This is a genomic window from Streptomyces sp. GESEQ-35, from assembly GCF_017948485.1.
Taxonomy (GTDB): Bacteria; Actinomycetota; Actinomycetes; order Streptomycetales; family Streptomycetaceae; genus Streptomyces.
The window spans coordinates 351,095-370,166 of the sequence record NZ_JAFFSX010000005.1 but is presented as its reverse complement, the minus strand read 5'-3'; the positions used below and the strand labels follow the sequence as shown (position 1 = coordinate 370,166).

At 72.8% G+C, this 19,072-nt stretch carries 14 protein-coding genes; 8 read left to right on the top strand and 6 right to left on the bottom strand.

Annotated elements, in window-relative coordinates; translation table 11 throughout:
* The first annotated feature begins 59 nt into the window (after positions 1 to 59).
* A complete protein-coding gene (locus KCH87_RS13270; RefSeq protein ID WP_210586222.1) occupies positions 60 to 2,075 on the top strand; it encodes a HEAT repeat domain-containing protein in 2,016 nt (671 codons plus the stop codon).
* A 21-nt stretch (positions 2,076 to 2,096) separates the two neighbouring features.
* Here KCH87_RS13270 and KCH87_RS13265 read toward each other — a convergent pair whose 3' ends face one another.
* Entirely contained in the window at positions 2,097 to 2,681 is a 585-nt protein-coding gene (locus KCH87_RS13265) for a hypothetical protein (RefSeq protein ID WP_210586221.1), read from the bottom strand.
* Positions 2,682 to 2,993: 312 nt separating this feature from the next.
* On the opposite strand from KCH87_RS13265, the gene KCH87_RS13260 reads away from it, so the two are divergent.
* From KCH87_RS13260 to KCH87_RS13245, 4 genes are all read left to right on the top strand, one after another.
* Positions 2,994 to 4,079: a sialidase family protein gene (locus tag KCH87_RS13260; RefSeq protein WP_210586220.1), complete on the top strand. Its 1,086-nt coding sequence runs from the start codon at positions 2,994 to 2,996 to the stop codon at positions 4,077 to 4,079.
* 64 nt (positions 4,080 to 4,143) lie between these two features.
* A complete protein-coding gene (locus KCH87_RS13255) occupies positions 4,144 to 4,821 on the top strand; it encodes a uracil-DNA glycosylase (RefSeq protein WP_210586219.1) in 678 nt (225 codons plus the stop codon).
* A 5-nt stretch (positions 4,822 to 4,826) separates the two neighbouring features.
* Positions 4,827 to 5,837: a BadF/BadG/BcrA/BcrD ATPase family protein gene (locus KCH87_RS13250; protein WP_210586320.1), complete on the top strand. Its 1,011-nt coding sequence runs from the start codon at positions 4,827 to 4,829 to the stop codon at positions 5,835 to 5,837.
* A 140-nt stretch (positions 5,838 to 5,977) separates the two neighbouring features.
* Positions 5,978 to 6,901 (top strand): sirohydrochlorin chelatase, encoded by a 924-nt coding sequence (locus KCH87_RS13245; protein WP_210586218.1) that lies wholly within the window; start codon positions 5,978 to 5,980, stop codon positions 6,899 to 6,901.
* Between the two features lie 76 nt (positions 6,902 to 6,977).
* Here KCH87_RS13245 and KCH87_RS13240 read toward each other — a convergent pair whose 3' ends face one another.
* Together KCH87_RS13240 and KCH87_RS13235 are read right to left on the bottom strand one after the other, a co-directional pair.
* On the bottom strand, positions 6,978 to 8,012 hold the full coding sequence (locus KCH87_RS13240; RefSeq protein WP_210586217.1) for a lactonase family protein: 1,035 nt from the start codon (positions 8,010 to 8,012) through the stop codon (positions 6,978 to 6,980).
* 96 nt (positions 8,013 to 8,108) lie between these two features.
* Complete coding sequence (locus tag KCH87_RS13235) at positions 8,109 to 9,599, bottom strand: FUSC family protein (protein ID WP_210586216.1); 1,491 nt, start codon at positions 9,597 to 9,599, stop codon at positions 8,109 to 8,111.
* A gap of 194 nt (positions 9,600 to 9,793) precedes the next feature.
* Between KCH87_RS13235 and KCH87_RS13230 the strand changes: the two genes are divergently transcribed.
* Complete coding sequence (locus KCH87_RS13230; RefSeq protein WP_210586215.1) at positions 9,794 to 10,270, top strand: Lrp/AsnC family transcriptional regulator; 477 nt, start codon at positions 9,794 to 9,796, stop codon at positions 10,268 to 10,270.
* A gap of 19 nt (positions 10,271 to 10,289) precedes the next feature.
* Complete coding sequence (locus KCH87_RS13225) at positions 10,290 to 10,985, top strand: HAD family phosphatase (RefSeq protein WP_210586214.1); 696 nt, start codon at positions 10,290 to 10,292, stop codon at positions 10,983 to 10,985.
* Positions 10,986 to 10,988: 3 nt separating this feature from the next.
* Here KCH87_RS13225 and KCH87_RS13220 read toward each other — a convergent pair whose 3' ends face one another.
* A complete protein-coding gene (locus KCH87_RS13220) occupies positions 10,989 to 12,404 on the bottom strand; it encodes an FAD-binding oxidoreductase (RefSeq protein WP_210586213.1) in 1,416 nt (471 codons plus the stop codon).
* Positions 12,405 to 12,531: 127 nt separating this feature from the next.
* Positions 12,532 to 15,291 (bottom strand): AAA family ATPase, encoded by a 2,760-nt coding sequence (locus KCH87_RS50410; RefSeq protein ID WP_210586212.1) that lies wholly within the window; start codon positions 15,289 to 15,291, stop codon positions 12,532 to 12,534.
* 190 nt (positions 15,292 to 15,481) lie between these two features.
* Here KCH87_RS50410 and KCH87_RS13210 point away from each other — a divergent pair, with 190 nt between their 5' ends.
* Complete coding sequence (locus tag KCH87_RS13210; protein ID WP_210586211.1) at positions 15,482 to 18,301, top strand: beta-L-arabinofuranosidase domain-containing protein; 2,820 nt, start codon at positions 15,482 to 15,484, stop codon at positions 18,299 to 18,301.
* A gap of 20 nt (positions 18,302 to 18,321) precedes the next feature.
* Here KCH87_RS13210 and KCH87_RS13205 read toward each other — a convergent pair whose 3' ends face one another.
* On the bottom strand, positions 18,322 to 19,068 hold the full coding sequence (locus tag KCH87_RS13205; protein WP_210586210.1) for a LysR family transcriptional regulator substrate-binding protein: 747 nt from the start codon (positions 19,066 to 19,068) through the stop codon (positions 18,322 to 18,324).
* Positions 19,069 to 19,072 lie beyond the last annotated feature (4 nt).

The following is a 19,072-nucleotide window of genomic DNA, read 5'->3' as shown; positions in this document are numbered from 1 at the left end:
CGTTGTCAGTGCCGTGGTGCACACTCACGACCAGGTGGTACTCGCCTGGGGAGGACAACGTGTTCACGGGGATCAACGAGGTCGACTGGGCCGCGCTGCGGCACGCGTACGGCAGCGCGGAGGACGTGCCCGGCATGCTGCGGGGCCTCGCCTCCGCGGACCCGGCCGAGCGGGACACCGCGCTCGACGGCATGTACGGCGCGGTGCACCACCAGGGCGACGTGTACGACTCGACGCTCGCCTGCGTTCCGTTCCTGTTCGCGCTCGCGGGGCGGGAGGAGGTGCCCGACCGGGGCGGGATCGTGGAGCTGCTGGTCAGCATCGGCGGAGGGGACGACGGCGCGGATATCCGGAGCGGCGCCTACGCGACGGCCCGTGCCGAGGTCCGGGCCGGCGCCCAGGTCTTCGTACGACTGGCCGGGGACGCGGAAGCCGGGGTGCGGAGTGCGGCCGCGGGGGCGGTCGTACGGTTCCTGGACGAACCGGCGAGGGTGCTCGGGCTGTTGCGCGAGCGGATCACCGTCGAGCGGGACGACGGCGTGCTGCTCGCCCTCACGGAGGGCCTCGGGCTCTTCGTCCGACGGCATCCCGGGCAGGCCGCCGGGGCGCTGGACCTCCTGACGACGCAGAGCGCGTCGCCGTACGGTCCCGGGCTGCGGATCGCCGCGCTCGGCCAGCTGGCGGGCTGCGCTCCCGACCGGCTCCCTGCCGACCTGGTGGGCACGGTGGTGCGGCTGCTCAGGGACCGGTCCGAGCGGCGGCCCGTCACTCCGGCCGAGCCGGACCGGCCGGGTACGGACACGCTCGTCGGCCGGCTGCGGCGGCTACGCCCCTCGGACGAGGAGGGCTCCCAGTTGCTGCGCACGCTCCACACCGCCCTCGGCGGCCGGGTGGGTGACCGGATCGGCCTGCTGTGCGGCCAGTTGACCTGCCCCGATCCGGTCGACCGGTGCAACGCCGTATGGATGTCGACGGGGTTGTTCCGCGAGTGGCGCGCCGACTACACCGAACCTGTGGCGTTGATCGGTGCCCAACTGGGCGCGGAGGAGGACCGTCTGCGCGACGCGGCGGTGACCGTCCTCACGGATCTCTTCGAACTCGCCGCGCCCGCCGCCGACCAACTCGACACGCTGGTCACCTCCCGCCCCGACCTGTGGGTACGGCAGTGGACACGCGGCGCGCCGACCCTGGGCGGACCGCTCAAAGCGCTGGCCCGGACCGGCGACCCAAGAGCGGTGCCGGTGCTGGCGGAGGTCCTGGCGGGGCCGGTCGTGCCCGACGACCTGGGGCAGGTGATCGCCCATCTGGGCCGGGCCGCGGCACCGTTGGCTCCCGCGTTCCGGCACAGGCTAGGCGGAATCCCTCTTGACTCCCCCGACCTGCATGAGCGCACCCTGGCGCTGCTGCCGGCGCTGCGGATGCTCCACGACAGGGAGTGTGTACCTGGGGTACTGCGGCTGCTGCTCGGCATTCCGGAAGAGGCGCGGCTGCGGGACGCCGTCGTGGCGAACGCGATACGGACCCTGGGGGAGTTCGGAAGCGCGGCGTACGAGGCGGTGCCGGCGCTGCGCGGGCTGCTGGAGGGCGACTCCGCCGTAGCGGCCGCGGACGCGTTGTGGTCGGTGGAGGGTGAGGCGGACGCCGTACTGCCCGTCCTGCTCCGGGAGTTGACGGACCGCGCCCCTCATCGACGCAGGGCGGCGGCGGACGTGCTGGGGCGGCTGGGCCCCGCGGCACGCCCCGCGCTGCCGGGACTGCGGCCGCTGACCGAGTCCGGCACCGTCTGGGAACGGATGTCGGCCGCGTGCGCGGTCTGGCGGATCACGGAAGCGCCGGACTCGGTGGTTCCGGTGCTGCGCTCCGTCTGGGCGGAGAATCCCCACACACGCGCCGCCATCGCCGAGTGCATCGCCGCCATGGGACCGGAGGGAACACCCCTGCACGACCTGCCCCGGGCCGAACTCGCCTCCGCACGGCGGCACCAGGCTTCGTCCGGCGGATACGGCAGCCATGACGTGTTCGCCGACGAACAGCTGCTGCGGGTGTGCCGGGACGCGCTGGGGGTGGGTGGGTAAGGGGGTCTCCGGTCCGGGCGCTCAGCCCGTCGTCCTGCCCCACAGCGGGCCGAGCAGCGCCCACTCCGCGTCCCACATCTCCATTCGCCTGCGCTCCAGTCGGCCGCACAGGAACCGGCCGCAGACGAAGGGAACCGCTGCCGCGCCCACTCCCATCAGGGCGCCGGTCAGCGCGGCCTGCGAGCGGGCCTGGGACGCGGTGGCGGGCCTGGTCACCAGGCGGCCCCGCTGGTCCGTCCACACGGTGACCGTGGTGCCGACGGCGCTGCCCGTCCGGACCCGGGCCTGGCCGGTGTGCACGGAGCCGTCCGGCGCGGTCCAGCGGACCTTGCCCCACACCCGCTCGCCGCTGACCGCGCCCGAGTTCGCGACGGCCTGACCGGGCGCCTGCTCGGTGAGACGGGCCGCGGCGGGACGCCACTCGACGCGCTCCCTGGCCAGCCCGTGCTCCACGGACCGGGTCACCGCCAGACCTGCGCACACCCCGACAAGGACGGTGACCAGCCAGGCACCGAGCAGCACCCAGGCCTCCACCGTGTCGGCCTGACGCTTCAACGGGTTGCGCCGCCAGCGCCACAGCCACACCTTCGGACCACGGAACGCCATCGAAGGCATCCTCCTCATGAGCGCACGAACATCCCCGACCGTCCTTCCATACGGTGAACGGCTCGCGGATGCTCAGGGATGGTCCCCCGAACCGACGGTCCCACGGGCCCGACGCGCTCACGGGCGTCTGACCGAAAGTGACCGGGTCGTACCGGGATCGGTACGTCGAGTAGAGCCGCGTGCTACCCCGCGCGGGCCGCCGCACCGCCCTGACCTGGGAGGCCGTCCGTTCCAGAGGTGACTGTCAGTGGTGGGGTGCAGACTGGCCGGTGGCTGGGACGAAGACGTCAAAGCACAGCGGAGGTGACCGGCATGACCGAGGTACTGCTCGCCGTGGGCACGCGCAAAGGCCTGTTCATCGGGCGCAGGCGCGGTGGCGCCTGGGAGTTCGACGAGAGTCCCTACTTCAACGCACAGGCTGTCTATTCGGTCGCCGTCGACACCCGTGGCGACCGCCCGCGGCTGCTGGCCGGCGGCGACAGCGCGCACTGGGGTCCGTCAGTGTTCCACTCCGACGACCAGGGCCGGACCTGGACCGAACCGGCCCAGCCGGCCGTCAAGTTCCCCAAGGACACCGGCGCTTCACTGGAGCGGGTGTGGCAGCTGCACCCGGCCGCCGCTGAACCGGACGTGGTGTACGCGGGCACGGAACCGGCCGCGCTGTACCGCTCCGAGGACCGCGGCGAGACCTTCGAGCTCGTCCGTCCGCTGTGGGAACACCCCACACGGTCGCAGTGGGTTCCCGGTGGTGGCGGTGAGGGCCTGCACACCGTGGTGACCGACAAGCGGGACCCACAGGCCGTGACGGTCGCCGTCTCGACCGCGGGCGTGTTCCGCAGCGGCGACGGCGGCGCCAGCTGGTCACCGTCCAACTCCGGTGTCTCCGCGGTGTTCCTGCCGGATCCCAACCCGGAGTTCGGGCAGTGCGTGCACAAGATCGCGCAGGACTCGGCGACCCCGGACCGGTTGTATCTACAGAACCACTGGGGGGTCTACCGAAGCGACGACGCGGGCGCGCACTGGACGGACATCGGCGAGGGCCTGCCCTCCACGTTCGGTTTCGCGGCGGCCGCCCACCCCCGCCGCGGCGACACGGCGTATGTGTTCCCGATCAACGCGGACGCGGACCGGGTGCCCGCCGACCGCCGATGCCGGGTCTTCCGCACGGCGGACGCGGGCAAGACCTGGGAGCCGCTCTCAGCGGGACTGCCGCAGGAGGACCACTACGGCACGGTGCTGCGCGACGCGCTGTGCACCGACGACGGAGACCCTGCGGGCGTCTACTTCGGCAACCGCAACGGCGAGGTGTTCGCGTCCGCCGACGACGGCGACAGTTGGCGGCAGCTCGCGTCGCATCTGCCGGACGTGCTGTGTGTCCGTGCGGCGGTGGTGGGTTGAGCACTCCGACCGGCCTTGGCCACTGGTTGATCGCCACTGCCCGTACGGCAGTAGGGTGACGCCCGTGGCACCACGACCCTTGCATGAAATCGTAGAACCGGGCTGGGCCAAGGCCCTGGAGCCCGTCGCCGGACGGATCGCCGAGATGGGCGAGTTCCTGCGCGCGGAGATCGCCGCGGGACGCACCTATCTTCCGGCCGGACCGAATGTGCTGCGGGCCTTCCAGCAGCCCTTCGACGACGTCCGCGTCCTCATCGTGGGACAGGACCCTTATCCGACCCCGGGGCATGCGGTGGGGCTGTCGTTCTCGGTCGCGCCCGACGTGCGTCCGCTGCCCGGCAGCCTCATCAACATCTTCCGGGAGCTGAACACGGATCTGGGGCTGTCCCAGCCGTCCAACGGTGATCTGACTCCGTGGACCCAACAGGGCGTACTGCTGCTGAACAGAGCGCTCACCACGGCCCCGCGCAGTCCGGGCGCGCACCGTGGCAAGGGCTGGGAGGAGGTCACCGAGCAGGCGATCCGGGCGCTGGCGGGACGCGGCAAGCCCCTGGTGTCGATCCTCTGGGGCCGTGACGCCCGCAATCTCCGCCCGCTCCTCGGCAGCCTCCCGTCGGTGGAGTCCTCCCACCCCTCCCCCATGTCGGCCGACCGCGGCTTCTTCGGCTCCCGCCCCTTCAGCCGGGCCAACGATCTGCTGATCCAACAAGGGGGGCAGCCGGTGGACTGGCGCCTGCCGTGACAGGCGTGGGGGCCGGGGCGGACGCGGCTCCGCCTTCGCCCGCACGCCCCGCGGACACGGCCGGCTTCCTCGCCGTCGACTCGGGAGGCTCCGGCCTGCGTGTCGTCGTGGCGAGTGCGGACGGGGGTGTGACGGCCCGGCGTGAGTCGGGGGAGCCGGTGCGGACCGGGGCCCGTGGCATTGACCCTGGGCATCTGATGGAGCAACTGCTGCCCATGGTCCGGGCGTTGATCGCGGAGACCGGTGTGCAGGGGCCGGCCACGGCTGTCGTCGGTGCCGCCGGGCTCTCCACGCTCGGCGATGCCCTGCGCGCCGAACTCCCGGGTGCGCTGCGACGCGAGCTCGGTGTCCGGACGGTCGGGCTCGTCGCCGATGCCGTCGCCGCGTATGTCGGCGCCCTCGGGCCGCGGCCCGGTGCCGTGGTCGCCGCCGGTACCGGGCTGATCGCGGTCGGCACGGATCTGGCGTGCTGGCGTCGCGCCGATGGCTGGGGCCATCTGCTGGGCGACTGTGGCGGCGGCGCGTGGATCGGGCGGGCCGGGCTGGAGGCGGCGCTGCGGGCGTACGACGGCCGGCCAGGCGGGTCCGCCGCGTTGCTGGCCCGCGCCGAGGAGACGTTCGGCCCGATGCCGGGGCTGCCCGGCCGGCTGTATCCCCGCCCGGACCGGCCGGCCGTCCTGGCCTCCTTCGTGCCTCACGTCGCCGAGTGCGCGGACGGCGACCCGGTCGCCGCCGGCATCCTGCGCACGGCCGCCCGGCACATGGCCGAGTCCGCGGCCGCCGTCTGCCCGGCCGACTCGGACGCCAGAGTCGCCGTCACCGGCGGGCTGCTGAAGGTGGGCGCCCCTCTCGTCGTACCGCTGGAGGAGGAGCTGGCGCGACGGCTGCCGCAGGCCCGCCGGGTCCCGTCCGCCGGCGATCCCCTGGACGGCTCCGTGCGTATCGCCACGGACCTCGCGGCGGGCGCGCTCACCCTGCCGAGTGACGAGGCGATGCTGACCGTGGTCACCACGTAGGGGGACCGACCCGCAACCTGGCCGGGACCCGCTGAGCACTTCTGATCCGACCGTAACTCATCAGACAAAACTGGACGGATACCGCTCACCTGCACCCTCCCCGAACAGAAGAGCCCAGGAAGCCAGTAACATGCGGGCGCATGAGCTCCCCCACTGGGCCCGCGTCCGGCCTGCCAGTACGAATGCCGCGCCCCCGCCAGCCGGGTCGGCACCGCCGACCCGAACCCCTGGCGGCTCCCGAGGGCGCGCCCGCGCTCGTCCTCGCGGTGCCGGGCACGCCCAGCGCGGCCACGCGCAGCCTGTCCGAGGAGGTCGTGAGCATCGCCCGCTCCGAGCTCCCCGGCCTGGACGCGCGGATCGGATACCTGGACGGCGACGACGGGGAGTTCCCCACGCTCACGTCCGTGCTCGCGTACGCCGCGCAGGAGCGCACGGCCCGTTATGAGCAGGCGCGTGCCGCGGGCGTGGACGCCAAGGAGCCGGACGGCCCCGTCGCCGTCGTCGTACCGCTGCTCGCCGGTCCGGACGGTGCACTGCTGCGCCGGGTCCGCCAGGCCGTCATGGACAGCCGTGTCGCGGCCGATCTGGCCGATGTGCTCGGCCCGCACCCGCTGCTCGCCGAGGCGCTGCACGTGCGCCTGTCGGAGGCCGGTCTGGCCCGCGCCGACCGCGCCCGTCTGTTCACGGTGGCGACCGCCGCGGATGGCATCGTCCTGGCCTCGGTCGGCGGTGAGGAGGCCGTGCAGGCGGCCGGGATCACCGGCATGCTGCTCGCCGCGCGGCTCGCCGTGCCGGTGATGGCGGCGGCGCTGGACCAGGAGGGCTCGATCTCGTCCGTGGCCGAGCAGCTGCGTTCCTCGGGCTCGCAGCAGCTGGCGCTGGCGCCGTATCTGATCGGCCCCGAGATCGACCCGGGCCTGGTCGAGGCGGCGGCCAAGGAAGCGGGCTGCTCCGCCGCCGAGCCGCTCGGCCCGTACCCGGCGATCGGCAAGCTCGCGCTGGCCAAGTACACGACGGCGCTGGGCATCGCCCCGCAGCAGCCGCAGGGCGCGCCGGTCCGCTGATCCTCGCGGGATTCCGTGCGACGCCGAAGGGCCCGCTCCTTGCACCGGAGCGGGCCCTCGGCGTGTCGGCCGGAGGTCAGCCGATGACCACGCAGGAAGCGGCGGTCACCTCGATCAGACCGCCGGGCCGCGGCAGGCCGGAGTCCGGGTCGATGGTGAACCAGGTGACGTCGCCGGAGCGCTCGTTGGCCGCGTAGAGGAAGCCGTCCGCCACCGTGAGGGCCCGCGGCCAGTGGCCGCCGCAGGTCACCGTGCCCGTCAGCCGCAGTTTCTCGCCCTCGACGGCGAACGCGGACACCACGTCCTCGCCGCGGGTCGCGGTCCACACGAAGCGGCCGTCGGGCGAGGCGACGATGCCCGACGGGTAGGCGTCGCCGACCGGCTGCCCTGCCAGCACCGGAGTCTCGGCCAGCGGCTTCAGCGAGCCGTCCACCGCGTCCCAGAGGCACACGGTGACGGTCGGCGTGAGCTCGTTGAGCACGTACGCGTACGTGCCGCGGGGGTGGAACGCCAGATGCCTCGGTCCGGAGCCCGGGCGCAGCGCCACCTCCCGGTGCAGTTCGAGGCTCCCGTCGGTCAGCGTGCACACGCGGACGGAGTCCGTGCCGAGGTCGACGCTGACGGCCCACCGCCCGCCCGGGTCGGGCTGTACCTGGTGGGCGTGCGGGCCCTGCTGGCGCGGTGTGTGCGGCCCCGAGCCGGTGTGCCGGAGCACGTCGGACGGGGCCGGGGCCAGGGTGCCGTCGGCGTGCACGGGCACGGCGCTGACGCTACCGGAACCGTAGTTGGCGGTCAGGACATGTCCGTCGAACAGGCTGAGGTGGGTGGGTCCGCTGCCGTCGACCGGCACCGGCGGACCGGCCGGCTCGAGCTTGTCGCCGTTCATCCGGTACGCGGCGACCGCGCCCTCGGCGGTCTCACTGACCGCGTAGAGCATGTCCCCGTCGGGCGACAGGGTGAGAAACGCGGGGTCGGGCACGCCGTTCAGGCTGCTCAGGACGGTGAGCGCGCCGGTGTGCGGGTCCACGGCCGCCGTCACGATCCCGGGACCTCCGGCCGCCGTGAACGACCCGATGTAGGCCCGCCGCTGCCGCTTGCCGCCGTCTGCCACCGCTGTCCCCTCTCGGCGCCCTGTGGTGTCCCGGGTGACGGTAGCAGTCGATCACGATCGGTCTAGACCAAGCGAGCGCAAGGATCGCGACCGGTTTCACGCCTCGACGAGCGGCGACCGCGAGCGTGCCCGCAGCGGCTTCGCCAGGTCCGCGAGGGCACGCTCCAGACCGTGCAGGTGGGCCAGTGCGGGCTCCGTCGTGGAGGCCTCGGCGGCGGACACGGCTACGTCGCCACCGCCGGTGAGCGCCTCGACTGCGGCCTCCACTCGCCAGCACGCCGCGGCGAGGCGTGCGTCGTGCGAGGCCTCGGGGTCGGCGGCGACGGCGACCAGGCCGCGGATCTCGCGGGCGCAGTCGTCGAGCAGGGCCGGCACCTGGCGGGCGCGTCGCTTGCGGCCGAGCATCGGGTTGAGCGGGTGGACCAGCGGGGCGACCGAGAGCCGTACCCGGCCGAGCAGCTGCTCCAGTTCGGCCACCCGGGCGGTGGGGTCGGCCGCGTCGTCGCCGGCTAGCCGGGCGGCGGCCTCGGCGGTGCAGGCGTGGACGCAGCGCAGGGCCCGCTGGATCCAGGCGTCGGTGACGGTGTGGGTGGTGACGGGCAGCACGAAGAGCACGGCCAGTACGGCGCCGAGCGCCCCGATGCCGGTCTCGGCGAGCCGCAGCGCGAGCAGCGCGGGATCGAGGACGCCCAGCAGGCCGTAGAGCAGCTCGGCGAGCACCGTCACGCAGAGCATCATCCAGGTGTACGACACGGCGGCCGTGTAGAAGATGCCGAAGACGCAGGCGGCGAGGAGTGCGGCCGTGGGGACGGCGGACCCGTGCAGGGGGACGGCGACGAGCAGGCCGAGGCCGATGCCGATCACCGTGCCGAGGACGCGGCGGAAGCCCCGTACGACGGTCTCGCCGCGCGAGGTGGTGTTGACGAAGACCCACCAGGTGGCGCCGACGGCCCAGTACCAGCGCTCTCCGGAGAGCAACTGGCCCACGACGAGGGCGAAGCCGGCGCCGGTGGTCGCCTGGATCGCCTGGCGGGTGGTCACGCGGGCCAGTCCGGTGCCGGCCGGCGGGGCGGGCGCGGGGGCCGGGGGCAGCCGGCGCTCGTAGCACCACAGCCCGAAGCGCACCGCCGAGGCGGCGAGCACGGACAGCAGGACGGCGGCGTACAGCTCGGGCAGTTGTCCCGGGGTCGCGTGCAGGAACTGGGCCACGAAGTAGGTCATGAACGCGAACACGCCGAGGCTGTGGCCGCGCGGCCCCCAGCGGCGCGCGTAGACGCCCGCGCCGACCACGGCGAGGAAGGCGAGGTCCCGCGCCACGGGCTGGTCGTGCAGCTCGGCCGCGGCGGCGAGGACGGGCAGGCCGACGGCGGGCAGCAGCGCGGTGGTGACGGCCTGTCCGCGGACCGTTGCGTCGGTGACCGTGAACAGGGCGAGCAGCGCGGCGAGCCCGCCGGTGACGGCACCGGAAAGGGAGTGTCCGGCGAGGCCGCAGGCGACGACCGCGAGGCCGATGCCGAGGACGGCACGGACGGCGAAGCGCAGCCGCAGCCGTCCCGGGTCCGGAGCCAGGAACACCCTCTTCAGCACTGCTTCCCCGCCCCTTCGGCACCGGCATGAAAAAGGCGCCGCGGGATCCGCAGCGCCATCGACGTGTCCATCACAGCATCAAGGTTCCACCTGGCTCAACTGCCGCCTAGAATGCTGGGCCAATGGCACAGACATAACGGATCCGGCGCGTCCACCGACGAGCCAACGGACCAGGGACGAGGAGACGGAGCGCCATGGCCGTGGACGAGCTCGACACCCGCATCCTGCGGCTGTTGCTGGAGCAGCCCCGCACGAGTGTGCGCGAGTACGCCCGCGTCCTCGGCGTCGCCCGCGGGACGTTGCAGGCCCGCCTGGACCGGCTGGAGCGGGACGGCGTGATCACCGGGACCGGCCCGAGCCTCTCCCCCGCCGCCCTCGGCCACCCGGTGCTGGCCTTCGTGCACATCGAGGTCACGCAGGGCCATCTCGACGACGTGGGCGACGCGCTCGCCGCCGTACCGGAGATCGTCGAGGCCTTCTCGATCACGGGCGGCGGGGATCTGCTGACCCGGGTCGTGGCACGGGACAACGCGCACCTGGAGGACGTGATCCAGAAGCTGATCAGCCTGCCGGGCGTGGTGCGCACCCGCTCGGAGGTCGCTCTTCGCGAACGCGTCCCGCACCGGCTGCTGCCGCTGGTCGAGTCGATCGGCCGCACGGCAGGGAAATGACGGTTGGCATGCTGGACCCATGAACAATCTCGGCAGCACTTCGGTCATCTTCGATCTCGACGGAACGCTCGTGGACAGCGAGCCCAACTACTTCGAAGCAGGCCGCCAGGTCCTCGCCGAGCACGGCGTCCCGGACTTCACCTGGGCGGACCACGAACGGTACGTCGGGATCAGCACGCAGGAGACGGTGGCGCTGTGGAAGGAGCACTACGGCCTGCGCGCCTCGGTCGCCGAACTCCTCGCCGCGAAGAACCGCACCTATCTGGAGCTGGCGCGCACCGCCACGGACGCGTACCCCGAGATGCGCACGTTCGTGGAACTGCTGGCCGGTGAGGGCGTCCCCATGGCCGTGGCCTCGGGCTCGTCGCCCGAGGCCATCGAGGCGATCCTGGCCGGCACCGGCCTGGATGCCCAGCTGCGCACCGTCGTGTCCGCCGACGAGGTCGAGCGCGGCAAGCCCGCCCCCGACGTCTTCCTGGAGGCGGCCCGCCGGCTCGGCGCCGCCCCGGCCGACTGTGTGGTCCTGGAGGACGCGGCGCCGGGTGCCGCCGCCGCCCACGCGGCCGGGATGCGCTGCATCGCGATCCCGTACGTCGCCGCGCAGGCCGCCGCGCCGGAGTTCGCCGGCGCGGGGCTGCTCCTGCGCGGCGGACAGGCCGAGTTCACGGCGCGGGCCGCGTACGACTGGCTCGTGCGCTCCGCGTCGCCGGCCTGAGCCTCAGGGCCGGGCTTCGTACCGCGGTTTCGGGGCCGGCTGGATGTTCTGGTTCAGGCGGAAGACATTTTCCGGGTCGCGGTCGGCCTTGACGCGGGCCAGGCGGTCGTAGTTGCCGCGGTAGCTGGCGCGTACCCGCTCCTGGCCCTCGTCCATCATCATGTTCACGTAGGCGCCGCCCGCCGAGTACGGGTGCAGCGCCTCGAAGTAGTCGACGGTCCACTGCTTGATGAGGTCGGCGTTGGCCGGGTCGGGGTCGACGCCCGCGTAGACGGAGGCCCAGCGTGCCTCGCGGTAGGCCCAGGGGGTGTCCGTGGACCCGACGTCATGGGCGGCGCCGTCGATCGGGTAGAGGTGCATCGTCGACTGCATCGTGGGCACCTCGGCGCCGAACTTGGCATGGATTTCGACGGCCTCGTCCGGGATCTCGTTGACGAAGTCGGCCCGCCAGTACCACTGGTGGCCCGGCGGGTACAGCCCGTCGAACATGGACTGCATGTCGGGGTGGGGCATCGGGCCGGGCGCGTGCAGCATCGGCTTCGGCAGCGCGTCGAGCAGCGGGGCCATCTCGCGGGCGGCGGCTTCGGTGTCGTCGCCCGTGTAGCACCACACGACTCCGGCCGTCTTGCGCAGGTGGAGCTCTTCGGGGAACGGCGGGGCCGGCGGGACAGAGCCGTACAGGAAGAACCCGTTGAGCTCGCGGGGCGCGTTCGGCAGGAAGTCCCGGTAGGCGGTGAGGACTTCGGCGCTGATCTCGACGGGCCAGAAGGTCGGTCCGGCGACGACCGTGCTCACCTCGTGCAGCCGGAACAGGAACGACGTCACGACGCCGTAGTTGCCACTGCCTCCGCGGATCGCCCAGAACAGATCGCGGTTCTCGTCGTCGGCGGCCCGCACCTGCCGGCCGTCGGCCAGCACCACGTCGGCCTCCAGCAGGTTGTCGATGGTCAGCCCGCACTTGCGGGTCAGATGACCGATCCCGCCGCCGGTGGTAAGCCCGCCGACGCCTGTCGTGGAGATGATGCCGCTGGGCGTGGCGAGTCCGTGCGCGTTGGTGGCGCGGTCGACCTCGCCCCACACGCAGCCGCCGCCGACCCGGACGGTCCGGGCCTCGGGGTCGACGTGGATGTCCTTGAGCGGGGACAGGTCGGCGACGACTCCGCCGTCCACGGTGCCGAGCCCGGCTCCGTGGTGGCCGCCGCCGCGGACCGCGAGCGGCAGATCATGGGCGCGGGCGAAGCCGATCACGCGGGCCACGGCGTCGGCGTCCGCGCAGCGCGCGACGAGGGCGGGACGTTTGTCGATCATGCCGTTGTAGACGGCGCGGGCCTCCGGGTAGCCGGAGTCGTCGGGTCCGGTCAAGTCACCGGTGAAGCCGGTCAGTTCGCGGCGTGCCGCTTGGGCGGGTGTGCTGGACATGCGGTTCCCCGTTCCTCTGTCCGAATACGGTCGGATTCGCATGTTTCTAGTACGGTCAGGGCCTTCCGGGCATCCGTGCGGGTCACCCAGCTCGGGGCTGCGACATACCTACGTTTCCAGTCTCGACCTATATGTCGGGTCCCGCCAGCAGGCCCAGCTCCGCCGCACGCGCGGCCGCCTGCCGTCGGGTGGGGGCGTCCAGCTTGTCCAGGACGGCACGTACGTGGTTGTCGACCGTGCGCACCGAGACGAAGAGCCGGTCGGCGATCTCGAGGTTGGTCAGGCCCTCCGCCAGCAGTCGCATGACCTGGAATTGGCGTTCGGTGAGGCCCGCGGCGTTTCCCCGGGTGGCCGCGAGCGGACCACGGGGGATATGGGGGACGCCGAGCCGGCGCAGTTCGGCGCGGATCAGGCGGGTCAGTGGCTCGGCGCCGAGCGTGTCGAGGGCGGCGAGCGCGGTGAGTTTGTCGGCCGGGTCGGGGCTTTCCGCGAGTGCGGCGGCGTGTTCGTACGGGCAGCCCGCGGCCCGCCAGAGCGCCGCCGCCCGGCGCCAGTCTCCGGCGGCCTGGACGGCGTACGGATGGTCCGAGCCGCCGGCCGGCACCCGGTGTCCGGCCTTGGCGAGCCAGTAGCCGAGTTCGGCCTGGTAGGGGCCGACCGCGAGGCGGTGGGCCTGTGCGTGGACCGGTCCGGCGGCTTCTGCCGCGGCCGTGTGGTCCCCGCGCAGCCAGGCCGCCTCCGCCCGCGCGGCCGCCACCGGAACCGTGCGCTGAAGCTCGCCCGTGTGCACGGCGATCTTCCAGGCTTCTTCGAGGAGTTCGTCGGCGCCGGGCCGGCCGCGCCGGGTGCGGACGCGGGCGAGCACGGTGAGCGCCGGACAGCGGGCCGGGACGAAGTCGTGCATGCCGAACTCGGCGTGCTTCTCGGCGTCGTCCCAGTCCCCGGCCGCGAGCCGGCGGATGGCCAGCTCGACGTGCAGATAGTTGAGGAAGCCGACGTGTTCGGCGCGTTCGGCGAGTTCCATCGCCGGGGGCAGGAAGGCATCGGCCTCGGTGTACCGGGCGTTTTCCAGCAGGCTCCAGATGATGTTGGCGTAGGACCGGCAGGCGTGCTCGACCTCGCCCGCGGCGAGCGCCACCTCGAGGCTCTCCGCCACCTGCGCGCGTCCGCCCGGGTCTCCGCCCTTCCAGCGGGCGCTGCCCACGTTGTTGAGGGCGTGCGCGAGGATCGCCGGGTCGTCGGCCTTGCGGGCCAGCTCGATGGCACGCTCGCCGTACGCGATCGCCTCGGCGTACCGGTCGGCCAGCATCCGCAGCTGCGAGGTGTTGCTCAGGGCGAGCGCCAGCAGCCGGTCGTCACCTGCGTGTTCGAGTACAGCGATGGCCTCCCGCGCGGCCGCCTGTGCCTGCTCGGGATCGCCGGCCCACCAGTGGATCCGGGACAGCCAGCGCAGGTCGGAGCCGAGGGCGAGGGTGTCGCCGAGGGAGCGGCGCAGGGCTACGGCGTCCCGCTGGGCGGTGACGGCGGCGGCCGAGTCGGCGATGGTGTAGCTCTCCACCGCGTAGCGTTCGAGGAGGTCGGCCAGTTCGGCCGGGGCGTAGCGGTGCCGTTCGCGCAGGACGAGCCGCAGGTGGGCGGCGGCCTCACGGTGGGCGCCGGCGCCGGAGGCGTCCCGGGCGGCGTCGGGTCCGTAGCGGGCGACGGCGTCGCGATCGCCGGCCTGGGCGGCGTGATGGACGATGCGGGCGGGATCGGAGCCGGGCCGGGCGACGAGCGCCGCGAGGACGTTGCGGTCGAGGTCGATCCGACGTGCCGCGGGCAGGGAGTCGGCGACCGCGCGGCGGATCAGCTCGTGCCGGAACGCGACGCGCTCCGGGGTCACCGCCAGCAGGCCGCGCTGCTCGGCCGCCGCGAGGCGCTCCGCTGGATATGCGGGTCGTTCACTGCGGGTCGGTGGGGGCTGGTCGCTCCCCCACTCTCGGCTTCGCTCGAGCGGGGGGACCCCCATCGCGGCGGAGCCGCTGTTCGATACAGCCCCGCGCCCCTTGCGGGGCGCTTCACCAGGCCCGCTCGGTACGGCGGCGCCGTCCGCGAAGAGCGCTTCCACGAGGGTGCGTTCGACCGCCGAGGGGACGACTGCGAGCTGCTCCAGGGCGTCCACGGTGGGACCGTCCAGTCCGCGCAGCCGGGCCAGCACCGCGTCCACGACCGTGGGGGGCACTCCCGCGGTGCCGCCCTCCGCGACGACCTCGGCGACGAAGAAGGGGTTGCCCGACGTCACGTCGTACACCTGCGCCGGATCGAGGCGGCTGGCGGCGCTGAGGGTGCGCACCGCGTCCCGGGACAGCCGGGCCAGCGGCAGGCGGTGCACCCGGTCCGCGCGGGACACCTGGCCCAGCAGGTGCCGCAGGGGATGCTCGCGGCTCAACTCGTCGTCCCGGTAGGTGAGGACGAGGACCGCGGGCAACCGCTCCATTCTGCGTACCAGGAACCGCAGGGCGTCCAGCGACGCCTCGTCGGCCCAGTGGACGTCCTCGACGACGAGCACCGCCGGACGCGGTACGCCGGCCAACTCCCCCAGCAGGGCCTCGTACACCCGATGCCGGTCGACGCCCTCCATCACGGCCTGCGCCAGTTCGGCACCGACGCTGCCGATGAGGTCACGGAACGGGCCGAGGGGGCGCCGGGTGGCGAGGTCGTCGCACTGGCCCACCAGGATGCGCGCCCCGCCGGGCAGCCGGTCCGGCATCGCCTTCACCAGGCTCGACTTGCCGATACCGGCCTCTCCGAAGACGAGCGCCACAGATCCGGCCCCGTCCGCCGCCTCCTGTGCGGCCGCGGCCAGTCGCAGCAGCTCGGGCTCGCGCTCGAGGATCCCCCAATCCACAGGCCAGATTCTGCCACCTGAGGGCCACCCCTGGCGGGGGCAACCTCGCGCTCGGCGCCGGACGCAATCGGCCGGAACCGAACGCTCCCGACCCGTTGACGCCTTTCCGCCCCCTCCCTATCGTCTGGTCGATTACTCGCACACCGTTCGAAATATCGACCCACGCAAGTCGATTCGCGGAGGAGCACACATGGCACCGCCCCTCTCCAGACGATTCCTTCTCCAGGCCGCGGCACTCACGGCCACGACCCCGGCACCCTCCTTCGCAGCCTCCGGCCGGGCCGCCGCCGCACAGGACGCGCCCGCCGCGGCCGACGCACCCGCCACCTGGACCACGCAGCCGTTCGCACTCGACGAAGTGCAGCTCCGGCCGGGCGTGTTCGCCGGCAAGCGGCAGCTGATGCTGGACCACGCCCGCGGCTACGACGTGAACCGGCTGCTCCAGGTCTTCCGCGCCAACGCCGGTCTCGCCACGGGCGGCGCGGTCGCGCCCGGCGGCTGGGAGGGGCTGGACGGCGAGGCCAACGGCAATCTGCGCGGGCACTACACCGGGCACTTCATGACCATGCTGTCCCAGGCCTTCGCCGGCACCGGGGAGCAGGTCTTCGCCGACAGGATCAGCACCATGGTCGGGGCGCTGACGGAGGTGCGCGAGGCGTTGCGCCACGCTCCCGTGGTGCTGAAGGCCGCGGGGAAGTTCGGCACCGCGGCGGAGAACGTCCGCGGCTCCTACCAGTACGTCGATCTCCCCTCCGCGGCCCTGGGCGGCGCCTCCGCGATCACCCTGTCCGCCTGGGTGAAGCCCACCCACGACGGCAACTGGGCCCGGATCTTCGACTTCGGCAACGACACCACGCGGTACCTCTACCTCGCCGCGCGCAACGCGAACGGCGTGCCCCGCTTCGCCGTCACGACGAGCGGACCCGGCGGCGAGCAGGGCATCGACGGCACGGCAGCGCTGCCGCTGAACCAGTGGAGCCACCTGGCGGTGACGATCGCGGGCGGCACCGGCACCCTCTACGTCAACGGCACAGCCGTGGCGCAGAACACGGCGATGACCCTCACCCCGGCGGCCCTCGGCACGCCGGCCAACAACTGGCTCGGCCGCTCCAACTTCGTCGGCGACCCGGTCTTCGCGGGCGCCTTCGACGAGTTCAACCTCTGGTCGCGCGCCCTGTCCGCCGCCGAGATCACGCAGTTGCAGAGCAGCCGGGCCGCCGACACCTCGGCCGGACGCGGCACCCTGGCGTCGTACGCCTTCGACGAGACCACCGGCTCGACCTTCGCCGACGCCTCCGGCCGCGCGCTGACCGCCACCCTGCGCCGCACCTGGGGCGCGCCCAGCCATCCCGGGTTCCTGGCGGCGTACCCGGAGACGCAGTTCATCCAGCTGGAGTCGATGACGGCCAGCGACTACACGCGGGTGTGGGCGCCGTACTACACCGCCCACAAGATCCTCCGGGGGCTGCTGGACGCGCATCTCGCCACGGACGACGCCCGGGCGCTGGACCTCGCGTCGGGCATGTGCGACTGGATGTACTCCCGGCTGTCCGGGCTGCCCGCCGCCACGCTGCAACGCATGTGGGGGCTGTTCTCCAGTGGCGAGTTCGGCGGCATCGTCGAGACGATCGTCGACCTGCACGCGCTCACCGGAAAGGCCGAACACCTCGCGCTGGCCCGTCTGTTCGACCTGGACAAGCTCATCGACGCCTGTGCCGCGAACACCGACACCCTCGACGGGCTGCACGCCAACCAGCACATACCGATCTTCACGGGGCTGATCCGGCTGTACGACGCGACGGGCGAGACGCGCTACCTCACCGCCGCGAAGAACTTCTGGGGCATGGTCGTACCGGTGCGGATGTACGGCATCGGCGGCACCAGCAGCGGGGAGTTCTGGCGGGCCAGGGGCGTGATCGCGGGCACGATCGGCGACACCACCGCCGAGAGCTGCTGCGCGTACAACATGCTGAAGCTGAGCCGGACGCTGTTCTTCCATGAACAGGACCCGAAGTACATGGACTACTACGAGCGGGCCCTCTACAACCAGGTGCTCGGCTCCAAGCAGGACAAGGCGGACGCGGAGAAGCCGCTCGTCACGTACTTCATCGGGCTGACGCCCGGTCATGTCCGGGACTACACGCCCAAGCAGGGCACCACCTGCTGCGAGGGCACCGGTATGGAGAGCGCCACGAAGTACCAGGACTCGGTGTACTTCAAGAAGGCCGACGGCAGCGCCCTGTACGTCAACCTGTACAGCCCCTCCACGCTGACCTGGGCGGAGAAGGGCGTCACGGTCACCCAGACCACCGACTACCCCAGGGAGCAGGGCAGCACACTCACCATCGGCGGCGGCAGCGCCTCCTTCGAGTTGCGGCTGCGGGTGCCGTCCTGGGCGACCCGCGGCTTCCGGGTGACCGTCAACGGCAGTGCGGTGTCCGGGACTCCGACGGCCGGCAGCTATGTCACCGTCTCCCGCACCTGGCGCGGCGGTGACACCGTGCGCGTCACCGTCCCCTTCCGGCTCCGGGTCGAGAAGGCCCTCGACGATCCGTCCCTTCAGACCCTGTTCTACGGTCCGGTGAACCTGCTCGCCCGCAACTCGGCCACGAGCCAGCTCCAGTTCGGCCTGTACCGCAACGCCGCCCTCTCCGGCGATCTGCTGCCCTCGCTCTCCCCGGTCAGCGGCAGACCGCTCCACTACACGCTCGACGGCACGGAGTTCGCCCCCTTCTTCGAGGGCACCGAGGATCGGACGCACGCCTACTTCCGGCGCGCGGAGCCCAGGGTGGTCTTCGGCACCACGGACTCCGGCGTGCCGAACCCGGCGAAGACCGACGGCACCACACTCCTCGACGAGGTCTGGGCCGGGGCCCCCTTCACCGACAAGGCCGCGCTGGTCGCGCGCGTCCGGTCCACCGTGACCGCATGGGTGTCGGCCGGCCTGCTCAGCCGGTCGAACGGGCAGACCGTCGTGAGCACGGCGGAGACGGCGTCGTACGTGCCCTGATCAAGCTGACCCGGTGGTGACTAGGACCGGCGACGGGGCTTGCCGCGCTTCGCGTCCCTCGCGCCCCGTGTGCCCTTGGCGCCGCCGCTGGGCTTGCGTCGCGCGGCGGCGGCCTCGGGGCGCTTGCCCTTCGGCTGAGGCTGAGCGGCGGGCTGTGTACGGCCCCTCGTACTGTTGACCGTCCGCCCGCGGACGATGCCGATGAAGTCCTCCACCAGGTCGGTGGTCGCCTCCTCGGGCCAGGACAGGGCGACGCTCGACTGAGGGGCGTCCACGACCGTGCGATAGGTCAGATCCCGGCGGTGGTGCAGACGGGCGAGCGACTGGGGTACGACGAGCAGGCCGACGCCCGCCGCCACGAGCTCGACGGCGTCCTCCGTGGTGGCGGGCCGCTCGACGGCGGGCCGTCCGGGCGGGCGCTCCCAGTCGAAGACATCGTCCAGGGGGTGGAACAGCACCTCGTCGGCGAGATCCTCGACGGACACCTCCTCGGCCGCGGTCACCAGGTGGTCCTTGGGAACCATGACGACCGTCGTCTCGGTGTAGAGGGGGATCGCGCTGAAGAACGTACGGTCCACCGGGAGCCGTACGAAACCCGCGTCGGCGTCGCCGCCGCGCAGGACGTCGGATGCGTCCGCGGCCGGTACGGCGACGAGGGTCAGCGGGATGTCGGGCAGGCGCTCGTTCCAGATCCGCACCCACTTGGCGGGCGTCACCCCGGGGACGTACGCCAGCCGGAACGAGGGGGAACTTTCCGAGCCTGTCACTCCG

Bases quoted from the DNA above. Each gene is read 5' to 3' on its own strand.
- KCH87_RS13265 (WP_210586221.1), bottom strand. From the start codon at position 2,681: ATGGCGTTCCGTGGTCCGAAGGTGTGGCTGTGGCGCTGGCGGCGCAAC.
- KCH87_RS13260 (WP_210586220.1), top strand. From the start codon at position 2,994: ATGACCGAGGTACTGCTCGCCGTGGGCACGCGCAAAGGCCTGTTCATC.
- KCH87_RS13245 (WP_210586218.1), top strand. From the start codon at position 5,978: ATGAGCTCCCCCACTGGGCCCGCGTCCGGCCTGCCAGTACGAATGCCG.
- KCH87_RS13230 (WP_210586215.1), top strand. From the start codon at position 9,794: ATGGCCGTGGACGAGCTCGACACCCGCATCCTGCGGCTGTTGCTGGAG.
- KCH87_RS13225 (WP_210586214.1), top strand. From the start codon at position 10,290: ATGAACAATCTCGGCAGCACTTCGGTCATCTTCGATCTCGACGGAACG.
- KCH87_RS13220 (WP_210586213.1), bottom strand. From the start codon at position 12,404: ATGTCCAGCACACCCGCCCAAGCGGCACGCCGCGAACTGACCGGCTTC.
- KCH87_RS13210 (WP_210586211.1), top strand. From the start codon at position 15,482: ATGGCACCGCCCCTCTCCAGACGATTCCTTCTCCAGGCCGCGGCACTC.